This is a genomic window from Paenibacillus sp. 2TAB26, from assembly GCF_052115145.1.
In the GTDB taxonomy this organism is placed as follows: domain Bacteria; phylum Bacillota; class Bacilli; order Paenibacillales; family Paenibacillaceae; genus Pristimantibacillus.
The window spans coordinates 172,555-191,300 of record NZ_JBFRGC010000015.1; the positions used below are offsets into that span (position 1 = coordinate 172,555).

19 protein-coding genes and 1 other RNA gene are annotated in these 18,746 nt (G+C 45.1%); 18 read left to right on the forward strand and 2 right to left on the reverse strand.

Features of this window, described 5'->3' with window-relative positions; genetic code table 11:
- The first annotated feature begins 11 nt into the window (after window positions 1-11).
- From cdd to rnpB, 15 genes are all read left to right on the forward strand, one after another.
- Window positions 12-449: a cytidine deaminase gene (cdd, locus tag AB4Z50_RS18765; RefSeq protein ID WP_441881069.1), complete on the forward strand. Its 438-nt coding sequence runs from the start codon at window positions 12-14 to the stop codon at window positions 447-449.
- An 8-nt stretch (window positions 450-457) separates the two neighbouring features.
- Window positions 458-1,381, forward strand: a complete 924-nt coding sequence (gene era, locus AB4Z50_RS18770; RefSeq protein WP_054024225.1) for a GTPase Era — start codon at window positions 458-460, stop codon at window positions 1,379-1,381.
- Window positions 1,382-1,481: 100 nt separating this feature from the next.
- Window positions 1,482-1,643 carry a YqzL family protein gene (locus tag AB4Z50_RS18775; RefSeq protein WP_441881070.1) on the forward strand — a complete coding sequence of 54 codons (162 nt, stop codon included), beginning with the start codon at window positions 1,482-1,484 and terminating at the stop codon, window positions 1,641-1,643.
- Window positions 1,644-1,770: 127 nt separating this feature from the next.
- Window positions 1,771-2,514: a DNA repair protein RecO gene (recO, locus tag AB4Z50_RS18780; protein WP_441881071.1), complete on the forward strand. Its 744-nt coding sequence runs from the start codon at window positions 1,771-1,773 to the stop codon at window positions 2,512-2,514.
- A 153-nt stretch (window positions 2,515-2,667) separates the two neighbouring features.
- Window positions 2,668-4,209 carry an MDR family MFS transporter gene (locus AB4Z50_RS18785; protein WP_441881072.1) on the forward strand — a complete coding sequence of 514 codons (1,542 nt, stop codon included), beginning with the start codon at window positions 2,668-2,670 and terminating at the stop codon, window positions 4,207-4,209.
- A 358-nt stretch (window positions 4,210-4,567) separates the two neighbouring features.
- The gene (gene glyQ, locus AB4Z50_RS18790) at window positions 4,568-5,455 is read left to right on the forward strand and encodes a glycine--tRNA ligase subunit alpha (RefSeq protein WP_076266899.1); all 888 of its coding nucleotides are present in this window, start codon (window positions 4,568-4,570) and stop codon (window positions 5,453-5,455) included.
- Window positions 5,448-7,529 carry a glycine--tRNA ligase subunit beta gene (gene glyS / locus AB4Z50_RS18795; protein ID WP_441881073.1) on the forward strand — a complete coding sequence of 694 codons (2,082 nt, stop codon included), beginning with the start codon at window positions 5,448-5,450 and terminating at the stop codon, window positions 7,527-7,529. Before glyQ ends, glyS begins: the two co-directional genes overlap by 8 nt.
- A gap of 27 nt (window positions 7,530-7,556) precedes the next feature.
- A complete protein-coding gene (locus tag AB4Z50_RS18800; protein ID WP_076266901.1) occupies window positions 7,557-8,372 on the forward strand; it encodes a pyruvate, water dikinase regulatory protein in 816 nt (271 codons plus the stop codon).
- 101 nt (window positions 8,373-8,473) lie between these two features.
- Window positions 8,474-8,923 (forward strand): YaiI/YqxD family protein, encoded by a 450-nt coding sequence (locus AB4Z50_RS18805; protein WP_339209682.1) that lies wholly within the window; start codon window positions 8,474-8,476, stop codon window positions 8,921-8,923.
- A gap of 41 nt (window positions 8,924-8,964) precedes the next feature.
- The gene (gene dnaG, locus AB4Z50_RS18810) at window positions 8,965-10,818 is read left to right on the forward strand and encodes a DNA primase (RefSeq protein WP_441881074.1); all 1,854 of its coding nucleotides are present in this window, start codon (window positions 8,965-8,967) and stop codon (window positions 10,816-10,818) included.
- Between the two features lie 18 nt (window positions 10,819-10,836).
- Window positions 10,837-11,967 carry an RNA polymerase sigma factor RpoD gene (rpoD, locus tag AB4Z50_RS18815; RefSeq protein WP_053376806.1) on the forward strand — a complete coding sequence of 377 codons (1,131 nt, stop codon included), beginning with the start codon at window positions 10,837-10,839 and terminating at the stop codon, window positions 11,965-11,967.
- A 126-nt stretch (window positions 11,968-12,093) separates the two neighbouring features.
- A complete protein-coding gene (locus AB4Z50_RS18820; RefSeq protein ID WP_441881075.1) occupies window positions 12,094-12,930 on the forward strand; it encodes a hypothetical protein in 837 nt (278 codons plus the stop codon).
- The gene (locus AB4Z50_RS18825; RefSeq protein ID WP_441881076.1) at window positions 12,930-13,703 is read left to right on the forward strand and encodes a tRNA (adenine(22)-N(1))-methyltransferase; all 774 of its coding nucleotides are present in this window, start codon (window positions 12,930-12,932) and stop codon (window positions 13,701-13,703) included. Before AB4Z50_RS18820 ends, AB4Z50_RS18825 begins: the two co-directional genes overlap by 1 nt.
- A complete protein-coding gene (locus AB4Z50_RS18830; protein ID WP_441881077.1) occupies window positions 13,679-14,800 on the forward strand; it encodes a Nif3-like dinuclear metal center hexameric protein in 1,122 nt (373 codons plus the stop codon). The genes AB4Z50_RS18825 and AB4Z50_RS18830 overlap by 25 nt, the downstream gene beginning before the upstream one ends.
- 77 nt (window positions 14,801-14,877) lie before the next feature.
- Window positions 14,878-15,284, forward strand: an RNA gene (gene rnpB, locus AB4Z50_RS18835) — RNase P RNA component class A.
- Between the two features lie 67 nt (window positions 15,285-15,351).
- Here the strand turns inward: rnpB and AB4Z50_RS18840 are convergent.
- Window positions 15,352-17,199 (reverse strand): S8 family peptidase, encoded by a 1,848-nt coding sequence (locus AB4Z50_RS18840; protein WP_441881078.1) that lies wholly within the window; start codon window positions 17,197-17,199, stop codon window positions 15,352-15,354.
- 184 nt (window positions 17,200-17,383) lie between these two features.
- Between AB4Z50_RS18840 and AB4Z50_RS18845 the strand changes: the two genes are divergently transcribed.
- Genes AB4Z50_RS18845 through AB4Z50_RS18855 form a run of 3 tightly spaced genes read left to right on the forward strand, consistent with a single transcriptional unit; the run spans window position 17,384 to window position 18,574 of the window.
- Entirely contained in the window at window positions 17,384-17,884 is a 501-nt protein-coding gene (locus AB4Z50_RS18845) for a YpuI family protein (RefSeq protein WP_076266908.1), read from the forward strand.
- A 54-nt stretch (window positions 17,885-17,938) separates the two neighbouring features.
- Entirely contained in the window at window positions 17,939-18,151 is a 213-nt protein-coding gene (locus AB4Z50_RS18850) for a DUF1540 domain-containing protein (protein WP_076266909.1), read from the forward strand.
- 6 nt (window positions 18,152-18,157) lie between these two features.
- Complete coding sequence (locus tag AB4Z50_RS18855; RefSeq protein WP_441881079.1) at window positions 18,158-18,574, forward strand: DUF4190 domain-containing protein; 417 nt, start codon at window positions 18,158-18,160, stop codon at window positions 18,572-18,574.
- A 69-nt stretch (window positions 18,575-18,643) separates the two neighbouring features.
- Here AB4Z50_RS18855 and AB4Z50_RS18860 read toward each other — a convergent pair whose 3' ends face one another.
- On the reverse strand, window positions 18,644-18,739 hold the full coding sequence (locus AB4Z50_RS18860) for an IS3 family transposase (protein ID WP_441878496.1): 96 nt from the start codon (window positions 18,737-18,739) through the stop codon (window positions 18,644-18,646).
- Window positions 18,740-18,746: the final 7 nt, after the last annotated feature.

Genomic DNA, 18,746 nt, shown 5'->3' on the forward strand with positions numbered 1-18,746 from the left:
GCGGGATATTTATGGTGGTTTTTGAAGGATTGTCGGAGTCTTACACTTCGCTAATGAATGCGGCTAAGGAAGCGATGTCAAGAGCATACGTTCCTTATTCAAATTTCCAGGTTGGAGCAGCACTGCTTGACGATGAGGGCCAAGTCCATTATGGTTGCAACATAGAGAACGCAGCTTACAGTCCAACAAACTGTGCGGAGCGTACCGCATTATATCGCGCAGTAGCGGATGGAAAGCGACCAGGACAATTCCAAGCAATAGCTGTTATTGGCGATACGGATACTCCAATCGCGCCATGCGGCGTTTGCCGCCAAGTTCTAGTTGAGCTATGTTCACCAGAAATGCCTGTCATTATGGGGAATTTAAAAGGTCAATGGACGATCTCAACCGTTTCAGGCATATTGCCGGGTGCCTTCACGCCGGCTTCATTAGATAATAGGGAGCGTTAAACAAGAATATGAATCAAAAAACATCAAATGAACGCAGCAACAAAAAATTTCGGTCCGGTTTTGTAGCTATAATCGGCAGGCCAAATGTTGGTAAATCAACGTTGATGAACCATCTTATCGGTCAAAAAATTGCGATTATGTCAGATAAGCCGCAAACGACACGGAATAAAATTCATGGTGTTTATACGACAAATGACACACAAATCGTGTTTCTTGATACACCTGGTATTCATAAACCACAATCTAAGCTTGGGAATTATATGATGCAAACCGCGGAAAGCGCGCTTCGTGAAGTGGAAGCAGCGCTCTTTCTAATCGATGCGTCAGAGGGACTAGGCGGCGGTGACCGTTTTATTATTGAACAGCTGAAAAAAGTGAAAACACCTGTTTTCTTAGTAATGAACAAAATCGATAAAGTAGAGCCTGAACAGCTTCTGCCGATGATTACACAATATAATGCATTGCATGAATTTGCGGAAATTATCCCAATTTCAGCGCTTAAGGGCAATAATGTGGAAACCTTGCTTGAACAGCTGACTCGTTATTTGCCAGAAGGACCACAGTATTATCCAGCTGATCAAATTACTGATCACCCTGAGCAATTTGTTTGTTCGGAGCTTATTCGCGAGAAAATATTGCATATGACGCGTGAGGAGATTCCGCATTCAATCGCAGTGACCATTGAGGATATGCGCGTAAAGGAAAATGGAGTCGTCTATATCGGCGCTGTTATTTTTGTAGAGCGTGATTCTCAGAAGGGGATCATCATTGGCAAAAAAGGCGATCTGTTGAAGGAAGTTGGCAAACAAGCGCGAAAAGATATCGAAGCGCTCCTTGGCTCACGCATCTTTCTTGAGCTTTGGGTAAAAGTGAAGAAGGATTGGCGCAATCAGGAGCGTGTGCTGAAGGATCTTGGTTACCGGAACGAATAATCATAATTGACGTATTTTGTTAAGGATAGACATGAGCGGTTTATCGCATCCTATTAACGTCTGAAGCAGCATTTCAGGGGACGGAAAGGGATGAATACGTATGCGGAATTTTTCGTGGAAGTATTTTACGTTGACCGGGGATGTCGAGTCTTTCATGTTATACAAGGAAATACACCAATACGGAGCAGAAGGCAGCTCCGATGCGTTAGTAGGAAATCAGGATGAGCTTGCCGAGCTGGACCTCGAGGAAACATCTGTCTAACGTATCAATGGCATTATTTGAATCGGTTGATCAAGTATAGAGCTTTTGTGTTTTTAACAGCTAAACGTATGTTTGCCGCCATGGGACGGTAAACATACGTTTCTGCTTTCAGGGGAGAGTTTGCATTATGTTGTATCGTGTCGAGGGAATTGTGCTGCGAAGCATGGATTACGGGGAAGGCAATAAAATTGTTACACTGCTGACGAAGACAAATGGAAAAGCGGGTGTACTTATACGCGGAGCGAAAAAGGTGAAAAGCAAACATTCTTCGCTCGCACAACCGTTTACATATGGAGAGTTTGTTTATTTCCGAAGCAGCGGGCTTGGCACGCTTAATCATGGTGAGATTATTGAATCTCACCATGTTTTGCGTGAGAAGCTTGATTTGGCTGCTTACTCCTCTTACGTAGCAGAATTGACGGATCGTTCAATACAGGACGACGAGGCAACGGGCTTTCATTTTGTACAGCTAAAAGCATGTCTTTCAGCACTTCAAGAAGGCAAAGACCCGCAAATCGTTTCTCATCTTTATGAAATGCGCATTTTGGACTTGTCTGGTTATGCTCCTGCACTTGATGAGTGTGTAAGCTGCGGAAACGTTGTAGGTCCTTTTAAACTTTCTCCCTATGCGGGTGGAATATTATGCTCGCGATGTACCGGCAAAGATCCTCATGCGGTTTCGCTAGGGGAGGGTGCTTATAAGCTGCTTCGTTTGTTCCGCAGGATGGATATGAGAAGACTTGGTTCAATTCAAGTGAAGCCTGAGACAAAAGCAGAGCTGAAAATTGCTATGCGTAAGCTGTTAGATACTCATTTAGGAATGCAGTTGAAATCGCGTAATTTTCTTGACCAGCTCGATAAATTGATGTAAAGAAATTCATTTCTTGAAATGGGTGCTTTTGGTTTGTTATCGGTCTTAAGACGGAGGGAAGGCTCATTCCTCTGCATGATTTCATCATCTAAGAAATTGATTTATGATAGATGAGGTTGTTTGAGATTCATAGTAATTGGAGGGGTTGACCTGATGTCTACAGGACAAAATAGACTGGGCTTTGTCGTGGCCGGACTTTTGCTTGGTATACTGGTCGCATCAATCGATAATACGATTGTATCGACCGCAATGGCAACGATTGTATCCGATCTTGGCGGCTTGGACAAATATGTGTGGGTTACATCTGCATATTTGGTAACAGAGATGGCAGGCATGCCGATTTTCGGGAAATTATCTGACATGTATGGGAGAAAACGTTTTTTCGTTTTAGGTATCTCTTTATTTCTAATCGGCTCTGTTCTTTGCGGAACGGCTGAATCGATAACACAGCTGACCATTTACCGTGCTATTCAAGGTATTGGCGGCGGTGCGATGATGCCAATTGCCTTCGCAATCGTATTTGACATTTTTCCAGCAGAGAAACGCGGTAAAATGGGTGGATTGTTCGGTGCTGTATTTGGTACCTCAAGCTTGTTTGGACCGCTTGCAGGCGCATACTTAACGGAATATATCAATTGGCGCTGGATCTTTTACATCAATGTACCCATTGGTCTTGTGGCACTTGCTTTTATCGTTATTTATTACAAAGAGTCGCTTTCTCATTCCAAGCAAAAGATCGACTGGTGGGGAGCAACGACACTTGTGGGCTCTATCGTCTGTCTCATGTTTGCACTCGAGCTCGGTGGAACTGAGTTTGCTTGGGATTCAGCGCAAATTATTGGTTTATTTGCTGGCTTTGCGGTTTTACTCGGCATCTTTCTTTTCGTGGAAACCAAGGCAGCAGAACCAATTATTTCGTTTAATATGTTCAAACAAAGACTGTTTGCAGCAAGTACGGGAGCGGGCTTATTCTACGGAGCGGCGTTTATTACAGCAGCTTTATATATCCCGATGTTTGTCCAAGGCGTATTCGGCGGAACAGCGGTCAGTGCAGGTTTAACTTTACTGCCTATGACCTTGGGATCAGTTATCGCGGCGCAGCTCGGTGGTTTATTAGTCAACAAAATGTCCTATCGCAGCGTCATGATGATTTCAGCTGTTATATTTATTACAGGTATTTTCTTGCTATCCACCATTACGCCGGAAACAACAAGGTTTATGTTGTCCGTGTATATGTTCTTAACTGGATTTGGTATCGGCTTCTCATTCTCTGTGCTTGGAATGTCCTCCATTCATGGATTCGATATGCGGCAAAGAGGAAGCGCCACATCTACGATGTCCTTCATTCGTTCATTAGGCATGACAGTAGGGATTACGGTATTCGGCATTATTCAGCGCAACCACTTTACAAAGGGTATGACTGATGCTTTCGCAGGTGGAGAAGGAGCGGCTCCGATGACGGAAAATGCACGTGAGCTGTTATCACCGGAGAAGCGTGCGGAAATACCGGCTCCTGTCATGGAGAAGATTGTTGCCGCTTTGTCAGATTCAGTTTCAACCACGTTTGTTTGGTCTATTGTTCCCGCAGGCTTAGCATTAGTTTGTGTTTTGATGATGGGGAATACGGGTATGAAAGATATTATCGGCAAACGTGATGGAAAAACGGCAAATACAGATGAGATTCGTGCACATTAGCGGCTTTATTATGATACCTAGGAACGATGTTTGACAATTGGCATAAAGAAGCATAAAATAATGCAATATGAATATTGGGCAGTGATGGAGAAAGTAATCGTTTTAAGCCGACTTGGTTAGCGAGCTGGGGAAAGTGAAAGCCCAGACGGTCAAAACGATGAAAAGGCACTCCGGAGTCGTATACAAGCAAAGAGGGTTTGCTCTTAAGGAGCTGACCAAGTAGGGTGGAACCGCGGGATTACAACTCTCGTCCCTACGTCTGGGAGCAGGCGTAGAGACGGGAGTTTTTTGCGTATAAACGCCTTTGCCTGCTTCGCTTTTACGGACACAAAACAGAGGAAGAAGGAGAGGGTCAGTTATGAATTTTCAAAAAATGATTTTGACTTTGCAGCAGTTCTGGGCTGAACAAAATTGTATTCTCGTACAGCCTTATGACGTTGAGAAGGGTGCAGGAACGATGAACCCTATGACGTTTCTACGCTCGATTGGTCCTGAGCCTTGGAATGTTGCCTATGTGGAACCATCAAGACGTCCAGCGGACGGTCGATACGGTGAGAACCCAAACCGTTTATACCAGCATCATCAATTCCAAGTTATTTTGAAGCCATCGCCTGACAATATACAGGAGCTTTATTTGGAAAGCTTGAAGCAGCTAGGCATTGATGCACTTGAGCATGATATCCGTTTCGTTGAGGATAACTGGGAATCACCAACTCTTGGCGCTTGGGGTTTAGGCTGGGAAGTATGGCTGGACGGCATGGAAATTACGCAATTCACATATTTCCAACAGGTTGGTGGCATTGATGCTAATCCTGTCGCTGTTGAGATCACATATGGTATGGAGCGTTTGGCTTCTTATATTCAACAAAAAGAGAATGTTTTTGATTTGGAATGGGTTGAAGGAGTAACCTACGGTGACGTCTTCAAACAACCAGAGTATGAGCATTCCAAATATACATTCGAGACATCGGATACAGCAATGCTGTTCTCTTTATTTAACATGTATGAGCAGGAAGCTCAAAAAACGATGGAGCATCATCTTGTGTTTCCAGCGTACGATTACGTATTAAAATGCTCGCACACCTTTAACCTGCTCGATGCGCGCGGCGCAATCAGCGTAACGGAAAGAACGGGCTATATTACACGGGTAAGAAATTTAGCGCGTGCATGCGCATCGACATACTACGAGGAAAGAGAACGTCTTGGATTCCCTTTGCTGAAGAAAGGAGTGGAGCAGCATGACTAGAGATTTGTTGCTTGAAATCGGACTTGAGGAAGTGCCTGCTCGGTTCGTGCGCGGTGCGATGAACCAGCTAAAGGATAAAATGGTGAAGTGGCTTTCGGACTCAAGAATCGAACACGGCGCTGTAAATGTGTATGCTACACCACGTCGAATTGCTGTTCTAATCAACGACGTAGCTGAGAAGCAAACGGATATGAATGAAGAAGCTAAAGGCCCTTCTCGTAAAATTGCTCAAGACGACCAAGGCAATTGGAGCAAAGCTGCTCTTGGATTTGCTAGAAGCCAAGGCGTTGAGCCTGAACAGCTGTATTTCCAAGAACTAGCTGGCGTTGAATATGTTTATGCTACCAAAAGCAGCATCGGTACAGACACAGCAGCGGTACTGCCAGATGGCTTGCTCAGCTTGATTACTTCGATGTCTTTCCCGAAAAACATGCGTTGGGGCAATCATGAGCTAAAGTTTGTTAGACCGATCCGGTGGTTGGTTGCACTATTTGGTCAAGATGTGATTCCTTTTGAAATTACAGGGGTACAAACTGGCAATACAACACGCGGACATCGTTTCCTTGGCAATGATGCTACTGTACAAGAACCTGCTCAATACGCTCAGCGCCTGCGCGAGCAGCATGTTCTTGCTGATGTTAGCGAACGTGAAGAGCTGATTGTAGCTCAGATCGATCGTCTAGCCAAAGAAAAAGGCTGGGAGATTGCAATCAAGGAAGATTTGCTTGAAGAGGTTGTTTTTCTAGTTGAATATCCAAACGTATTGTTTGGCGGCTTCGACCCAGCATTTCTACACATTCCGCAGGAAGTGCTTATTACATCGATGCGTGAGCATCAGCGGTATTTCCCGGTATTCAACAACGAAGGTGAGCTTCTTCCGTTTTTCGTTACGGTTCGCAACGGCGATCTTAAGTCGATCGAGCTAGTATCGAAAGGTAACGAGAAAGTACTGCGCGCAAGACTTTCGGATGCCAAATTTTTTTATGAAGAAGATCATAAGCTGACGATAGAGCATGCTCTATCGAAGCTTGAGAATATCGTATATCACGAAGAACTGGGCTCAGTAGCTGACAAAGTAAGACGCATTCGTGCAACAGCTGATCTTCTGAGCAAGCATTTGCTAATCGATGAGCAAACGTCCAGCGACATTAGCCGCTCAGCTGATATTTGCAAATTCGATCTCGTATCCCAAATGGTTTATGAATTTCCTGAACTGCAAGGCATTATGGGGGAAGATTATGCTCTAAAAGCAGGAGAGCGAGCTTCAGTGGCGAAAGCCATTAATGAACATTATCAGCCGCGTTTTGCCGGAGATCTAGCTCCATCTGAAATAACAGGTGCCATCGTAAGCTTAGCGGACAAAATCGATACAATCGTTGGTTGTTTCTCGATCGGCATCATTCCGACAGGCTCGCAAGATCCTTATGCCCTTCGCAGGCAAGCAGCAGGTATCGTTCAAATTATTTTGGCGCATGGCTTGAAGCTGGAGCTAAACGATTTGTATGATGCGGCGCTATCCGTACATGAGAACCGCGGCCTTAAACGCGACGCTGCTGAAATCCGCAAAGATCTTTCTGATTTCTTTGCGCTTCGCGTTAAGAACGTATTGTCCGAGCAAGGCGTTCGTTATGATGTTGTAGACGCCGTTATGGCTTCTGGTTTTGCAGATCTGAAATCGACCATCGAGCGTGCGAGCGTCGTTCAAGCGCTTGCTGCAAGCAGCGATCGTGCTGAATTTAAGCTAACTGTCGAGCAGTTTAACCGTGTCAGCAATTTGGGTTCCAAAGCTGCTGGTGCAGCGGTTGATCCAGCTTTGTTCGCAGAACAGGTGGAAACAGAGTTGTATCAAACATGGCTAGCGCAGCGTCCAACGTTTAAACAAGCGATTGAAGAGGGAGATATTTCAAGAGCGGTGCAATCTTTATCATCGTTGAAGCCGTTTATTCATAACTATTTTGAGAATGTTATGGTCATGGCGCCTGATGAGGCTGTTCGTGCGAATCGATTGTCAACGCTTGCTGGTATCGCAGAAGATATTGCGATTATCGCAGATTTCTCGAAGCTCGTTTGGTAATTGAGTCCGTAAGGAGGATGATAGTTCATGTCTCGTTCTAATCCCGAAGTAATCGTATATGTCGTCTCCGATGCAGCTGGTGATACAGGGGAGCTTGTTGTACGCGCAGCAATCGCGCAATTTCATCCACTTCATACCGATATCCGCAGAGCCCCTTTTGTAACGGAAGAGGCAGGCTTGCTGCGAATTATTGAGCAGGCGCAGCAAGTTGATGCAATAGTGATCTATACACTCGTTATTCCGCATCTTCGCGACAGCATGAAAAAGTTTGCAGAGGCATACAGCGTTACCGCAATCGATCTTTTGGGATCTTTTATCGAGACGCTGGAGAAGCGGACTGGGCGGAAATCACGTCAAGAGCCTGGTCTTAATCATGTGCTTGATGCGAATTATTTCAAAAAGGTAGATGCTGTAGAATTTGCGGTAAAATATGATGACGCGAGAGATACATCTGGCGTACTAAAAGCAGATATTGTACTCGTTGGCGTATCACGCACATCAAAAACGCCTTTATCGATGTACCTCGCGCATCAGAAGTTCAAAGTTGCTAATGTGCCGCTAGTCCCAGAGCTAAAGCCGCCAGACGAATTGTTTAAGCTGCCAAAACGCAAAATAATCGGGCTTACAATAGGTGTTCCATACTTAAATACAATACGGAAAGAACGCCTTAAAGCACTTGGCTTACCGAATAATGCATCTTATGCGACTCCTGATCGTATTGAAAAGGAACTGCTTTATGCCGATACTATTATGAAGCAGCTAGGCTGCGTTGTGATTGACGTATCACATCGAGCCGTTGAAGAGACAGCAAGTTTGATTATGGAATATGTACGTTTGCCATAATGTCAAGCGGAAGGATTTTTTAGAGTTATGCCGTATATAATAGTATAGGAAAAGAATTTGAAACCGAGCGGTGATTTTCTATTCGTCAACAAAAACCTACCATTGTGGTCGATGCGGATGCATGTCCGGTAAAAACGGAAATAGGTGAAACGGCAAGACTCTTTTCTGTAGCAGTACTTATGGTTGCTTCTCACGACCATCGGCTGGAGCCTCAGCCTGGAGTAGATATTGTACAGGTGGACCGAAGCAATCAATCTGTCGATCTATACATTGTGAACCATATTGTGCGTGGAGATATTGTCGTTACACAAGATTTTGGACTGGCATGCATAGCAATCGGCAAAGGCGCTGTCGTATTGTCTCCTCGCGGAGAACAATATACCGATGAGAACATTGATTATTTGATGGAACGTAGACACGAACTTGCGAAACGTCGCCGTACCGGAGGCAAAACAAGAGGGCCAAAAGCGATGAACAACGACGATCGTGCACGGTTTCAACAAAAGTTGACAAAAGTTTTACGAAATGAGCAGGAGAACCATGACGTATAGCGAATATTATTTACGTGTTACTAGGATGAAGGTGATGAACGATGACATACGGTAATAAAATACCGGAAGAGGTCATTGATGCGGTTCGCAAGCATTATGACATCGTAGAGACGGTCGGGAAATATGTTCATCTCACGAAGCACGGCAAATATATGAAGGGGTTATGTCCGTTCCATTCGGAGAAGACTCCCTCATTTACAGTGACGCCGGAGCTCCAAATTTACCATTGCTACGGCTGCGGTAAGGGCGGCAACGTTATTCGTTTTTTTGAGGAAATGGAAGGTTATTCGTTTCCTGAAGCTGTTCGAGTGCTGGCGATGGATGCGGGAATGCCTGTAACCTGGGCATCACCAGATGGAGTGAAATCCACGCCGCATGATGCAGACCGAGCCAAGATCATTGAGGCGCATGAGCTGACAATTAAGTTATATCATCATGTGCTGAATAACACGAAGCAAGGACAAGCGGCAAAGCAATATTTGCGGGATCGCGGACTTAGTGATAAGCTGATTGATCATTTTATGATTGGTTACGCTCCTGAGGAATGGGACTTGCTGGCCCGGTTTTTAACGAATCGTGGGTTTGATCTTGCATTGATGGAAAAAGGCGGATTGCTTTCGGCTAAATCTGACGGGAGTGGATATGTGGATCGGTTTCGAAATCGCATTATGTTTCCGATATGGGATCGAGACGGCAAAGCTACCGCGTTTGCGGGTCGCATTATAGGCGAAGGACAGCCGAAATACTTGAATACCTCAGAAACGATGCTGTTTACGAAAAGCAGAACACTTTACAATCTGCACTATGCGCGGCCATCTATTCGAAAGAGTAAGCAAGTTGTATTGTTTGAAGGTTACATGGACGTCATTAAATCATGGAGCGCTGGCGTAAAAAATGGAATTGCCACGATGGGAACGGCTTTGACCGAAGAACATTGCGCTATTCTAAAACGACAAGCCGAAGAAGTCATTGTATGTTATGACGGTGATGATGCAGGACAAGCAGCAGCATTCAAATCAATTCCGATGCTTGAAAGCGCAGGCCTCAAAGTATCGGTGGCGATGCTTCCGAAAGGAAAGGATCCCGATGATTATATAAGCGAATATGGTCCGGAACATTTCTTGCGAGAGATAATGGATCAGCCGGTATCGGTGACAAAATTTAAGCTTATATATTCAAGGAAAAACCATATACTGCTAAAAGAAGAAGGTAGAAAGAACTATCTGCTTGAGGCGGTACAAATTGTTGCAGAGCTTGATTCTTCAACGGAACGCGAAGTCTACCTGAAGGAAATTTCACGAGAGTTCGAAATCTCACTGGATGCTTTGAAACAGGACTGTCATCAAATTAGACAGGAGCTGCAAAAAAAGAAACCGCAAGGGGATAATAACGACAATTCGTGGAATAATGGTAGGAATGAAAAGCCCCGAAAGTCTGGACCACCTACTCTTATGCCTGCTTACACACATGCAGAACGAAGGTTGCTGCACGTTATGATGCGGGATCGAGAGGTAGCGCAATCGGTTCATGAACGACTCGGCGATGCGTTTAATGTAGAGGATCACGCAGCTCTTGCTGCTTATTTATACGCTTATTTTGCCCAAGGCTATGATCCGGATGTCAGCCGCTTTATTGCAACGCTGCATGATGACCGATTAGAACGTACAGCTGCATCGATTTTGATGATGGACGGTGACTTTCCGTTCGATGATACGACGATGGACGCATATATCCAAGACATTATTAAAGTACCGCAGTATCGTGATATTGAACGCAAGAAAGAAGAAATGGTGCGTGCTGAGCGTACCGGAGATTTTTTGGCAGCAGCACAAATAGCAAGTGAGATTATAACCCTAGAGAGACAGCTCAAAGGACGACAGGAAGATCGTTTCTAGGGGGGAGGGAGTCGGAATATGGCGAATGATCAACATACTGAACTAGATACCGAACAAAAACTGGATCATGTGAAGGATCAATTGATTGAGCAAGGCAAAAAGAGGTCATCTTTGACGTATAAAGAAATTATGGATAAGTTGGCTCCGTTCGATCAAGACCCTGAACAAATTGATGAATTTTTCGAACAGCTCGATGATTTTGGGATTGAGGTACTGAACGAAAATGACGAAGAAAATCCACTCGCTGCCCAAGGGGAAGAACAAGAGCGCGAACAGGACGACTTTAACTTTGATGATGATCTAGCTTTGCCGCCGGGTATAAAAATTAATGACCCGGTACGTATGTATTTGAAAGAAATCGGTCGGGTTCCACTTCTTTCTGCAGATGATGAGGTTGAACTTGCACAACGTATTGAGAATGGTGACGAGGAAGCAAAACGTAGACTTGCGGAAGCGAACCTGCGGCTTGTTGTCAGTATTGCGAAACGTTATGTAGGTAGAGGTATGTTGTTCCTTGATTTGATTCAAGAGGGCAATATGGGACTTATTAAAGCAGTTGAGAAGTTTGACCATCAGAAGGGCTTCAAATTCAGTACGTATGCAACATGGTGGATTCGTCAAGCGATTACTCGCGCCATTGCTGACCAAGCACGAACCATTCGTATCCCGGTTCATATGGTGGAAACGATTAACAAGCTCATAAGAGTATCACGTCAATTGCTCCAAGAACTTGGACGCGAACCGACACCGGAGGAAATTGCTGCGGAGATGGAGCTAAGCACCGAGAAGGTTCGCGAGATTATGAAGATCGCACAAGAACCAGTATCGCTCGAAACTCCAATCGGGGAAGAAGATGATTCTCACCTAGGTGATTTCATTGAAGACCAAGAAGCTCTTGCTCCAGCAGATGCTGCTGCGTATGAGCTGCTTAAAGAGCAACTGGAAGACGTACTCGATACATTGACTGAAAGAGAAGAAAATGTACTTCGTCTTCGCTTCGGACTTGATGATGGACGCACGAGAACGCTTGAGGAAGTTGGCAAAGTATTTGGTGTTACGCGTGAGCGTATTCGTCAAATTGAAGCCAAAGCACTTCGCAAACTGCGTCATCCAAGCCGCAGCAAACGTTTGAAAGATTTCCTTGAATAAAAAAACTTGATGTTTAGTATATTGACCTTTCTGCTCGTGCAGCGAGGTCTTTTTTCTAAAATGCCAACCTCATACATACGGACTTGTGCAGGCAAGACAAGTCGACCGAAAGGATAGCGGGATTTTATGAATCAGGATCGTCGGCAAATTATCGTGAAAGAAATTGATCATTGGCGCCGAAGCAAGCTGCTGCCAGATCAATATTGTGACTTTCTGCTGAATTTGTATGCTGATCAAGATACGATCCAAACAACTAAAGAACAGCATCATACAGTTGGAAAAGCAATCGCCGCAGTACAACGAGCTACAGGTATGCAATGGCTACTTACATTTGGAACTTTTACCTTAATTTCCTTTGTTGTGCTTTATTTTAACGAATTTCATCCGTTATTGCAAATGGCTGTTGTGGTCGGCGCGGTGGCTATTTTTTCACTTACGGGACAGCGACTTCGCAGCCGCAATGAGTCAGCTGGATTGGCAATAACAAGTACGGGAATGCTCCTCCTTCTAGGCGGGGGTTTGTATATGTTGAATCTGCATGCTTTTGATCATTGGGGCTGGAAAACAGGCTTATTAGCCTTTTGTTCGATCTTTTGGGTTGTTTACGGAATAAAGGCTCGCATTCCTGCCCTTCATTTAAGTGGATGGTTGGCGGCTATACTTGTTTATGCGTGGCTGCTGTCACAATTTATGTTGGATTCGAAATGGTATGAGGTGCAGCTGTACTGGCTGCCTATCGCTTGTTTATTTGGCTGGAGCAGTTGGTTCGTACATCGCTGGTCGAAGCCGGTATCTGCTGTTTTGTTTGCAACCTGCGCGCTCGTGTGGTTTATGCCGGAGCTATACTCGGTCATGTTCGTAAATGATGCGATTTTGTTGCAGCTGCAGCTCATTGTCAAAATAGCGATAGGCGGCATAATATTATTTTCAATGCGAAAACAATGGATGGTGTGGGTTGTATAATGTTAAAACTATCAAGGCGTCTGCAGAAGATTGCAGATTACGTAACCGCGGGCTCGCGTGTAGCTGATATAGGCTCGGATCATGCGATGCTCCCCGTATATTTGCTGCAAATCGATAAGTGCCCTACAGCGATCGCAGGAGAGCTGAACCTCGGTCCCTATGAGGCAGCGAAGAAGCAAGGGGCTGCTGCTGGAATGACTGCTCGTTTGACAGTGCGGCAAGGTGATGGCCTGAACGTGCTTCAGCCTGGTGAGGCTGACACGGTCACAATCGCCGGTATGGGCGGCAGCCTTATGAGCGATATATTGGAGGCAGGTCATGCGGCGGGCAAGCTAGAAGGGGTTGTAGAGCTTGTACTGCAGCCTAATGTAGGTGAAGAAGTCGTACGCGAATGGCTATTGAAGCATAATTGGTATTTGGCTGCAGAAAGCATTCTTGAAGAAGACGGAAAAATTTATGAAGTGATGCACGCCATACGTGTATCGGATGCTAAAGCGCGCAATAGTGAGCTTTATGATGGCAGCTTCCTGAAGGTTAAGTTGGCGAATGACAAGCTATTTGGTGTTTTGAAGCAAATGGGTCCGTATTTGCTCCGTGAGCCGCAACCTGTATTGTTTAAAAAATGGCGTCATGAGCTGAATAAGCTTGAGCGTATTTGTGAACAGCTGGGTGGATCTGATCTTGCTGAATCAGCGAGTAAACGCGAGCAGTTTCAGGCGGAGATGAACGTGATTGAGGAGGTTTTACAATGCTTGCCAATGGACAAACCGTGATCCAGTTAATGGAGCAGCTTGCGCCTAAGCATTATGCGGTTGAGAATGACAAAATCGGCTTGCAGCTTGGCACATTAAATAAACCGATTAAGAAGATCCTCGTTGCATTGGATGTGACGGATGCTGTTGTTGATGAAGCGATCGAGCAAGGTGCTGAGCTTATTATCGCTCATCATGCGATCATATATCGGCCGCTTGCCAAGCTGGATACATCAACTGCGGCAGGGCGCCTATACGAGAAGCTTATCAAAAACGACATTGCTGTTTATATTTCACATACCAATCTTGATGTGGCAGATGGCGGAATAAATGATTGGCTCGCTGATTTAATCGGTATCGTGCCGGATAACCGCCAGTGTTTGGAGGAAGTGCATACGGATAAGCTGTACAAGCTTGTTGTATTTGTACCAGAGAGCCATCACGAGCAAGTACTTGAGGCTATGTGGCGCGCAGGAGCAGGTAAAATTGGCAGCTACAGCAACTGCAGCTTCAATATAAAGGGGACAGGAACATTTATTCCTGGACCAGGAACGAACCCGTTCATTGGCGAGGAAGGAAAGCTGGAGCGTGCTGATGAGATTCGGATTGAAACGATCGTGCCTCACAGTGTCCACCGCAAAACGGTCCAAGCTATGCTCAAAGCACATCCGTATGAAGAGGTTGCTTATGATTTATATTCAGTCGATTTAAAGGGCAGATCGTTTGGACTGGGCAGAGTCGGCAAGCTAACCGAGCCGAAGACACTGGGTGAGCTTGCAGAACAAGCGAAGCAATTATTTGATGTTCCAGCGGTGAGAGTCGTTGGAGCACTCGACCGAGTCATTCGCAAAGCCGCTGTACTCGGTGGAGCAGGCGGCAAGTATGTACGCCATGCTGTATTTTCCGGCGCTGATGTGCTTGTTACTGGAGATATTGATTATCACACGGCACATGATGCGCTGGCTGCAGGAATGACGATCATCGACCCTGGTCATAACATTGAAAAAGTGATGAAGCAGAAAGTTGCAAATTGGTTGAATGAACAGCTTGTGAGCAGTAAATATGAAACGACAGCGGTTGCTTCTTCCTTGAACACAGAACCGTTTACTTTTATATAGTTAAATTATTGTTAGATTGGAATGGCATTGAGGGTTGAGCTTTTGTGAAATACCTTGTATACTTAACGATGCCACGGAAAGTTTGACAGACAATCGCTGGCGGCCTTGTTGCCGCGAGAGGAAAGTCCGGGCTCCGCAGGGCAGGATGCTGGATAACGTCCAGTCAGCGCGAGCTGAAGGATAGTGCCACAGAAATGGACCGCCGATGGCCGGCTTTTAGCCGGAACAGGTAAGGGTGGAACCGTGGTGTAAGAGACCACGAGGAGCATAGGTGACTACGTTCCTGGTAAACCCCATCTGGAGCAAGACCGAGAGGACGCCGCAGCCCCTAAGCTGCAGCCTTAGCCTGAGGCGCGTCCGGGTTGGTTGCTGGAGCCGTATAGCAATGTACGGCCTAGATAGATGATTGTCGCTTCATCGTGGGAGGGTCGTTCCCGTTTGGACCACCAGAAGTACAGAACCCGGCTTACGACAAACTTTCCGCACGACCTTACACTTACAAACAAAGAGCACCCATCGCATGCGATGGGTGCTTTATTGTGTTTGCTAAATTACTTCCCGTACTTATTCATAATCCGATCAAGCCTTCTTTTTACCTGATCGGGATAAGTTTGCAGCGCTCCACCGTATTTTGAAGCAGCTTGCAGTGCTTTATCAACATCGATTTCTCCATAACCAAAATAATCGTCTTTTCCTTTGGCGCCTAAATCTATAGCTGATTTTCTCATAATTTCCATAACCTCAACGTTGGATAGCTCAGGATTAATGGACCGAATTAATCCTGCCAATGCCGCGACATGGGGACTTGCCATAGATGTGCCGGACAATGCTGCATATTGACTGCCAGGATAGGTACTCGCAATGCTGTCACCAGGTGCTGCAACGTCTATATAATCGCCATAGTTGGAAAATGAAGCTTTTTCTTTGCTGCTGTTGGTAGCCGCAACAGCGAATACTTCCGGATATGCGGCTGGATACCCCGGTCGATCCGTATTATCGTTACCGCTGGCTGCAATCATGACGACGTCATGGTCATAGGCGTATTTAATCGCGTCATGAAGAAAATCTGCCTGCGCATAGTTGCCTAAGCTCATATTAATGACCTTGGCTCCATGATCGACGGCCCAAATAATACCTTGAGCGACGGAATAAGTGGAGCCTGCACCGCTGCTGTCCAATACTTTAACAGGCATAATTTTGTTATACCATGATAAACCGGCAACACCTTCATTATTGTTGACGGTAGCGCCAATGATGCCAGATACATGGGTTCCGTGGCCAACATCATCATCGGGAGCCGCATTTTCGTCTACAATATTTTTGCCTTCAGCAAGCTTTCCCTTCAAATCCGGGTGATTGCTTTGCACGCCGGTATCAAGCACAGCAATAATAACCTTGTCACTGCCTTTAGATAAACTCCAGCCCTTTTCCGTCTCAATTGATGGCAAATTCCATTGGTACTCTGAGTACAAAGCGTCGTTTGGAACGATTGCGGCTGAGCTCTCATTTGTCATATACAAATAATGTGGTTCTGTATATTCGGTATTCCACGTTTGCTTGAAATAACGGACTAGTTGATCCGTTTCAATATTTCTTGAGCGGAAAATAAAAGTATCTCCGACTTGTTTAACCCACTCCGCATTTATATCACGTTTTACCTGTTCAAGCTCGCTGCCCGAAAGAGGCTTAACGAAATGTACAACGACGTCACGAACATGATAATGACTGGCATTACCGTTATCCTCGCCAGTACGAACAGTCGTATCGATCGTTGAGTTTGGTTTCACGGATTCGATTTTGTAATTTCCTTCAGCCGGGTAAGGTACAAGTCTAAGGTTGCGCATTTGATGATGTTCTACGGATTTCAAAATATCTTGTTTGATGACACCGACCACACCGATTCCACTATGCTTGGAGTCTGGCACACCCAGCACCATATAACGGCTGCCATTTTTGGCTGTGAAAGAAGGGGATTCAAACTTGGCCCCTTTGCTAACTTGTGATTTTGCTTCAGAAACATAAGATTTCACTTTCTGATCTTCTGTTTGTGGGAGGGCTCCTCGATCAACGCTGCGATTGCCCGAAATCCAGCTAATATAAGCCATGTGCGCATGCTCATGCATCATATGCTTGATTTGTTGATCCGCTTCGTTTTTTGATCCCATACTGGAGCCCATCAGCTTCTGAAAATCTTTGGAGCACTCCGTGGAGCAAAGCATCGCTGTCGCTTTCATATCGGATTGCAGCGCAGCAATTTTGAGCGTATGCTCGCGTTTTGCAGAAAAACTAGACGTTTGCGGCGGTTTTTTGACGTCTTTAGGGGCAAATATCGGCGTCATTGGTATAAGCAGAGCAGCTAAGGCTAAAATTGTAAGGCCACCAATCCATTTTCTATGCATGCCTGAAACCCTCCATTGATCGTTCTAAATTAGAGCTAAGTCTAATCTATAGGTTCGGATTCCAAGGCTCAAAATATGCGAACGAAAGCGTGAATCGCCAGTACCACTTAAATGTAATTTGTGGTACGATAGTGATGATTGTAGTTTTTACGTGTGTTTGGATTATGAAAGGGGAACTACCTATATGCCAACTGCCAACGTCAAAGCACTAACGGAATCAACTCGCACAAAGCTAAAGGATGCGTTAAGCCAACTGGAACCGTTTCTGAATAACAATTCCTTGCCCCAATTAACCGGCGAAGATGATGGAGAAGAAGCACATACTTTTTACAAAGGCCTTTTATCCGATTTGAGACATTTATTGGTCTTTTCTGAAGTCTCGGTTGAAAAGCTGGGAGTATTGCTCAGACGGCCCAATTTTGATACAGATTATGCGGAACGCGTGCTGTATGAGGTTTACCATCAATGCGTAAGCGCGTTTTTCTATCCGAAGAACGAATGTTATTCTGAAGATGGCCGTTATGCTTATACTGGCCAAGATGCGATTCGTTTCCGCTTTAAACCGAATCGTGATTCTCGTGGTATCGTACTTAGTGTTTCCAAGGTTTTTGAAGAACTGCGTGATGAATTAGCGTATTACGAAAATGATTACATGACTCAGCGTCGTATGCAAGGACAAAAATAAGGCAGAATGAATCACCTCCGGTCAGGGAAACTTGATAGTGGAGGTGATTTTTTTATGCCAAAAGGCGTGTCTTGTAGTGTCGCTAACTGCAACTTCTGGAAAGAAGGCAATAATTGTGGAGCTAGTGAAATCAACATCGAAATCGATCAACATGCAGGCGCCAATTTTAAAGAAGAATTTGCTGCGGATGACCTCGGACTATTTCATCAAGATCAAGCTGAGCAATCAAAGTCAACATGCTGCCTTACCTTTAAACCAAAGGAGTGAAGGTCGATGGGTAAATATGAAGACGATTATAAACAATTGTTGGATGATCGAGATCGATCGGAACGAACAAGCCATCCAGTTGTGGGGACGGATCGCTTGATTGATGTAAATGAAGAAATGGCTGCTGATTTTGCAATCAGCAATCCAGCGGTTCATACAGAGCGCAGAGAAGACCGTTATGAGGAGAGAGAAGAGCGGGTTGATGCCGAGTCCGGAGGTTATGCTCTTGGATGGGTATCACTTGTGTTTGCAATTGCGTCTTGGTTTCTATGGCCTGTACTCATTGGTGCAACATCAGTCGTACTTGGCTTTATAGCATACCGACAAGGCGCACGCGGACTAGGCGGTTGGTCTATGGCGATCGGAGCAATTGCATTAATGTTAAATTTAATTATCGTGCCTTTTTATTACGCGATCACCTAACCGAATAAAAAAAAGCTCCTTCCCGGTAAATTGGTCAAGACCCCTATTTGTAGACATTGCAAAAAACACCTAGGCAGAAAGCTGACGTCTGTAAGCAACAGGCGTCAGTTTTTTTAGTTTTCTCTGCGGTCGCTCGTTATTATAGAAATGCAAATATTCTTCAATTCTCCTT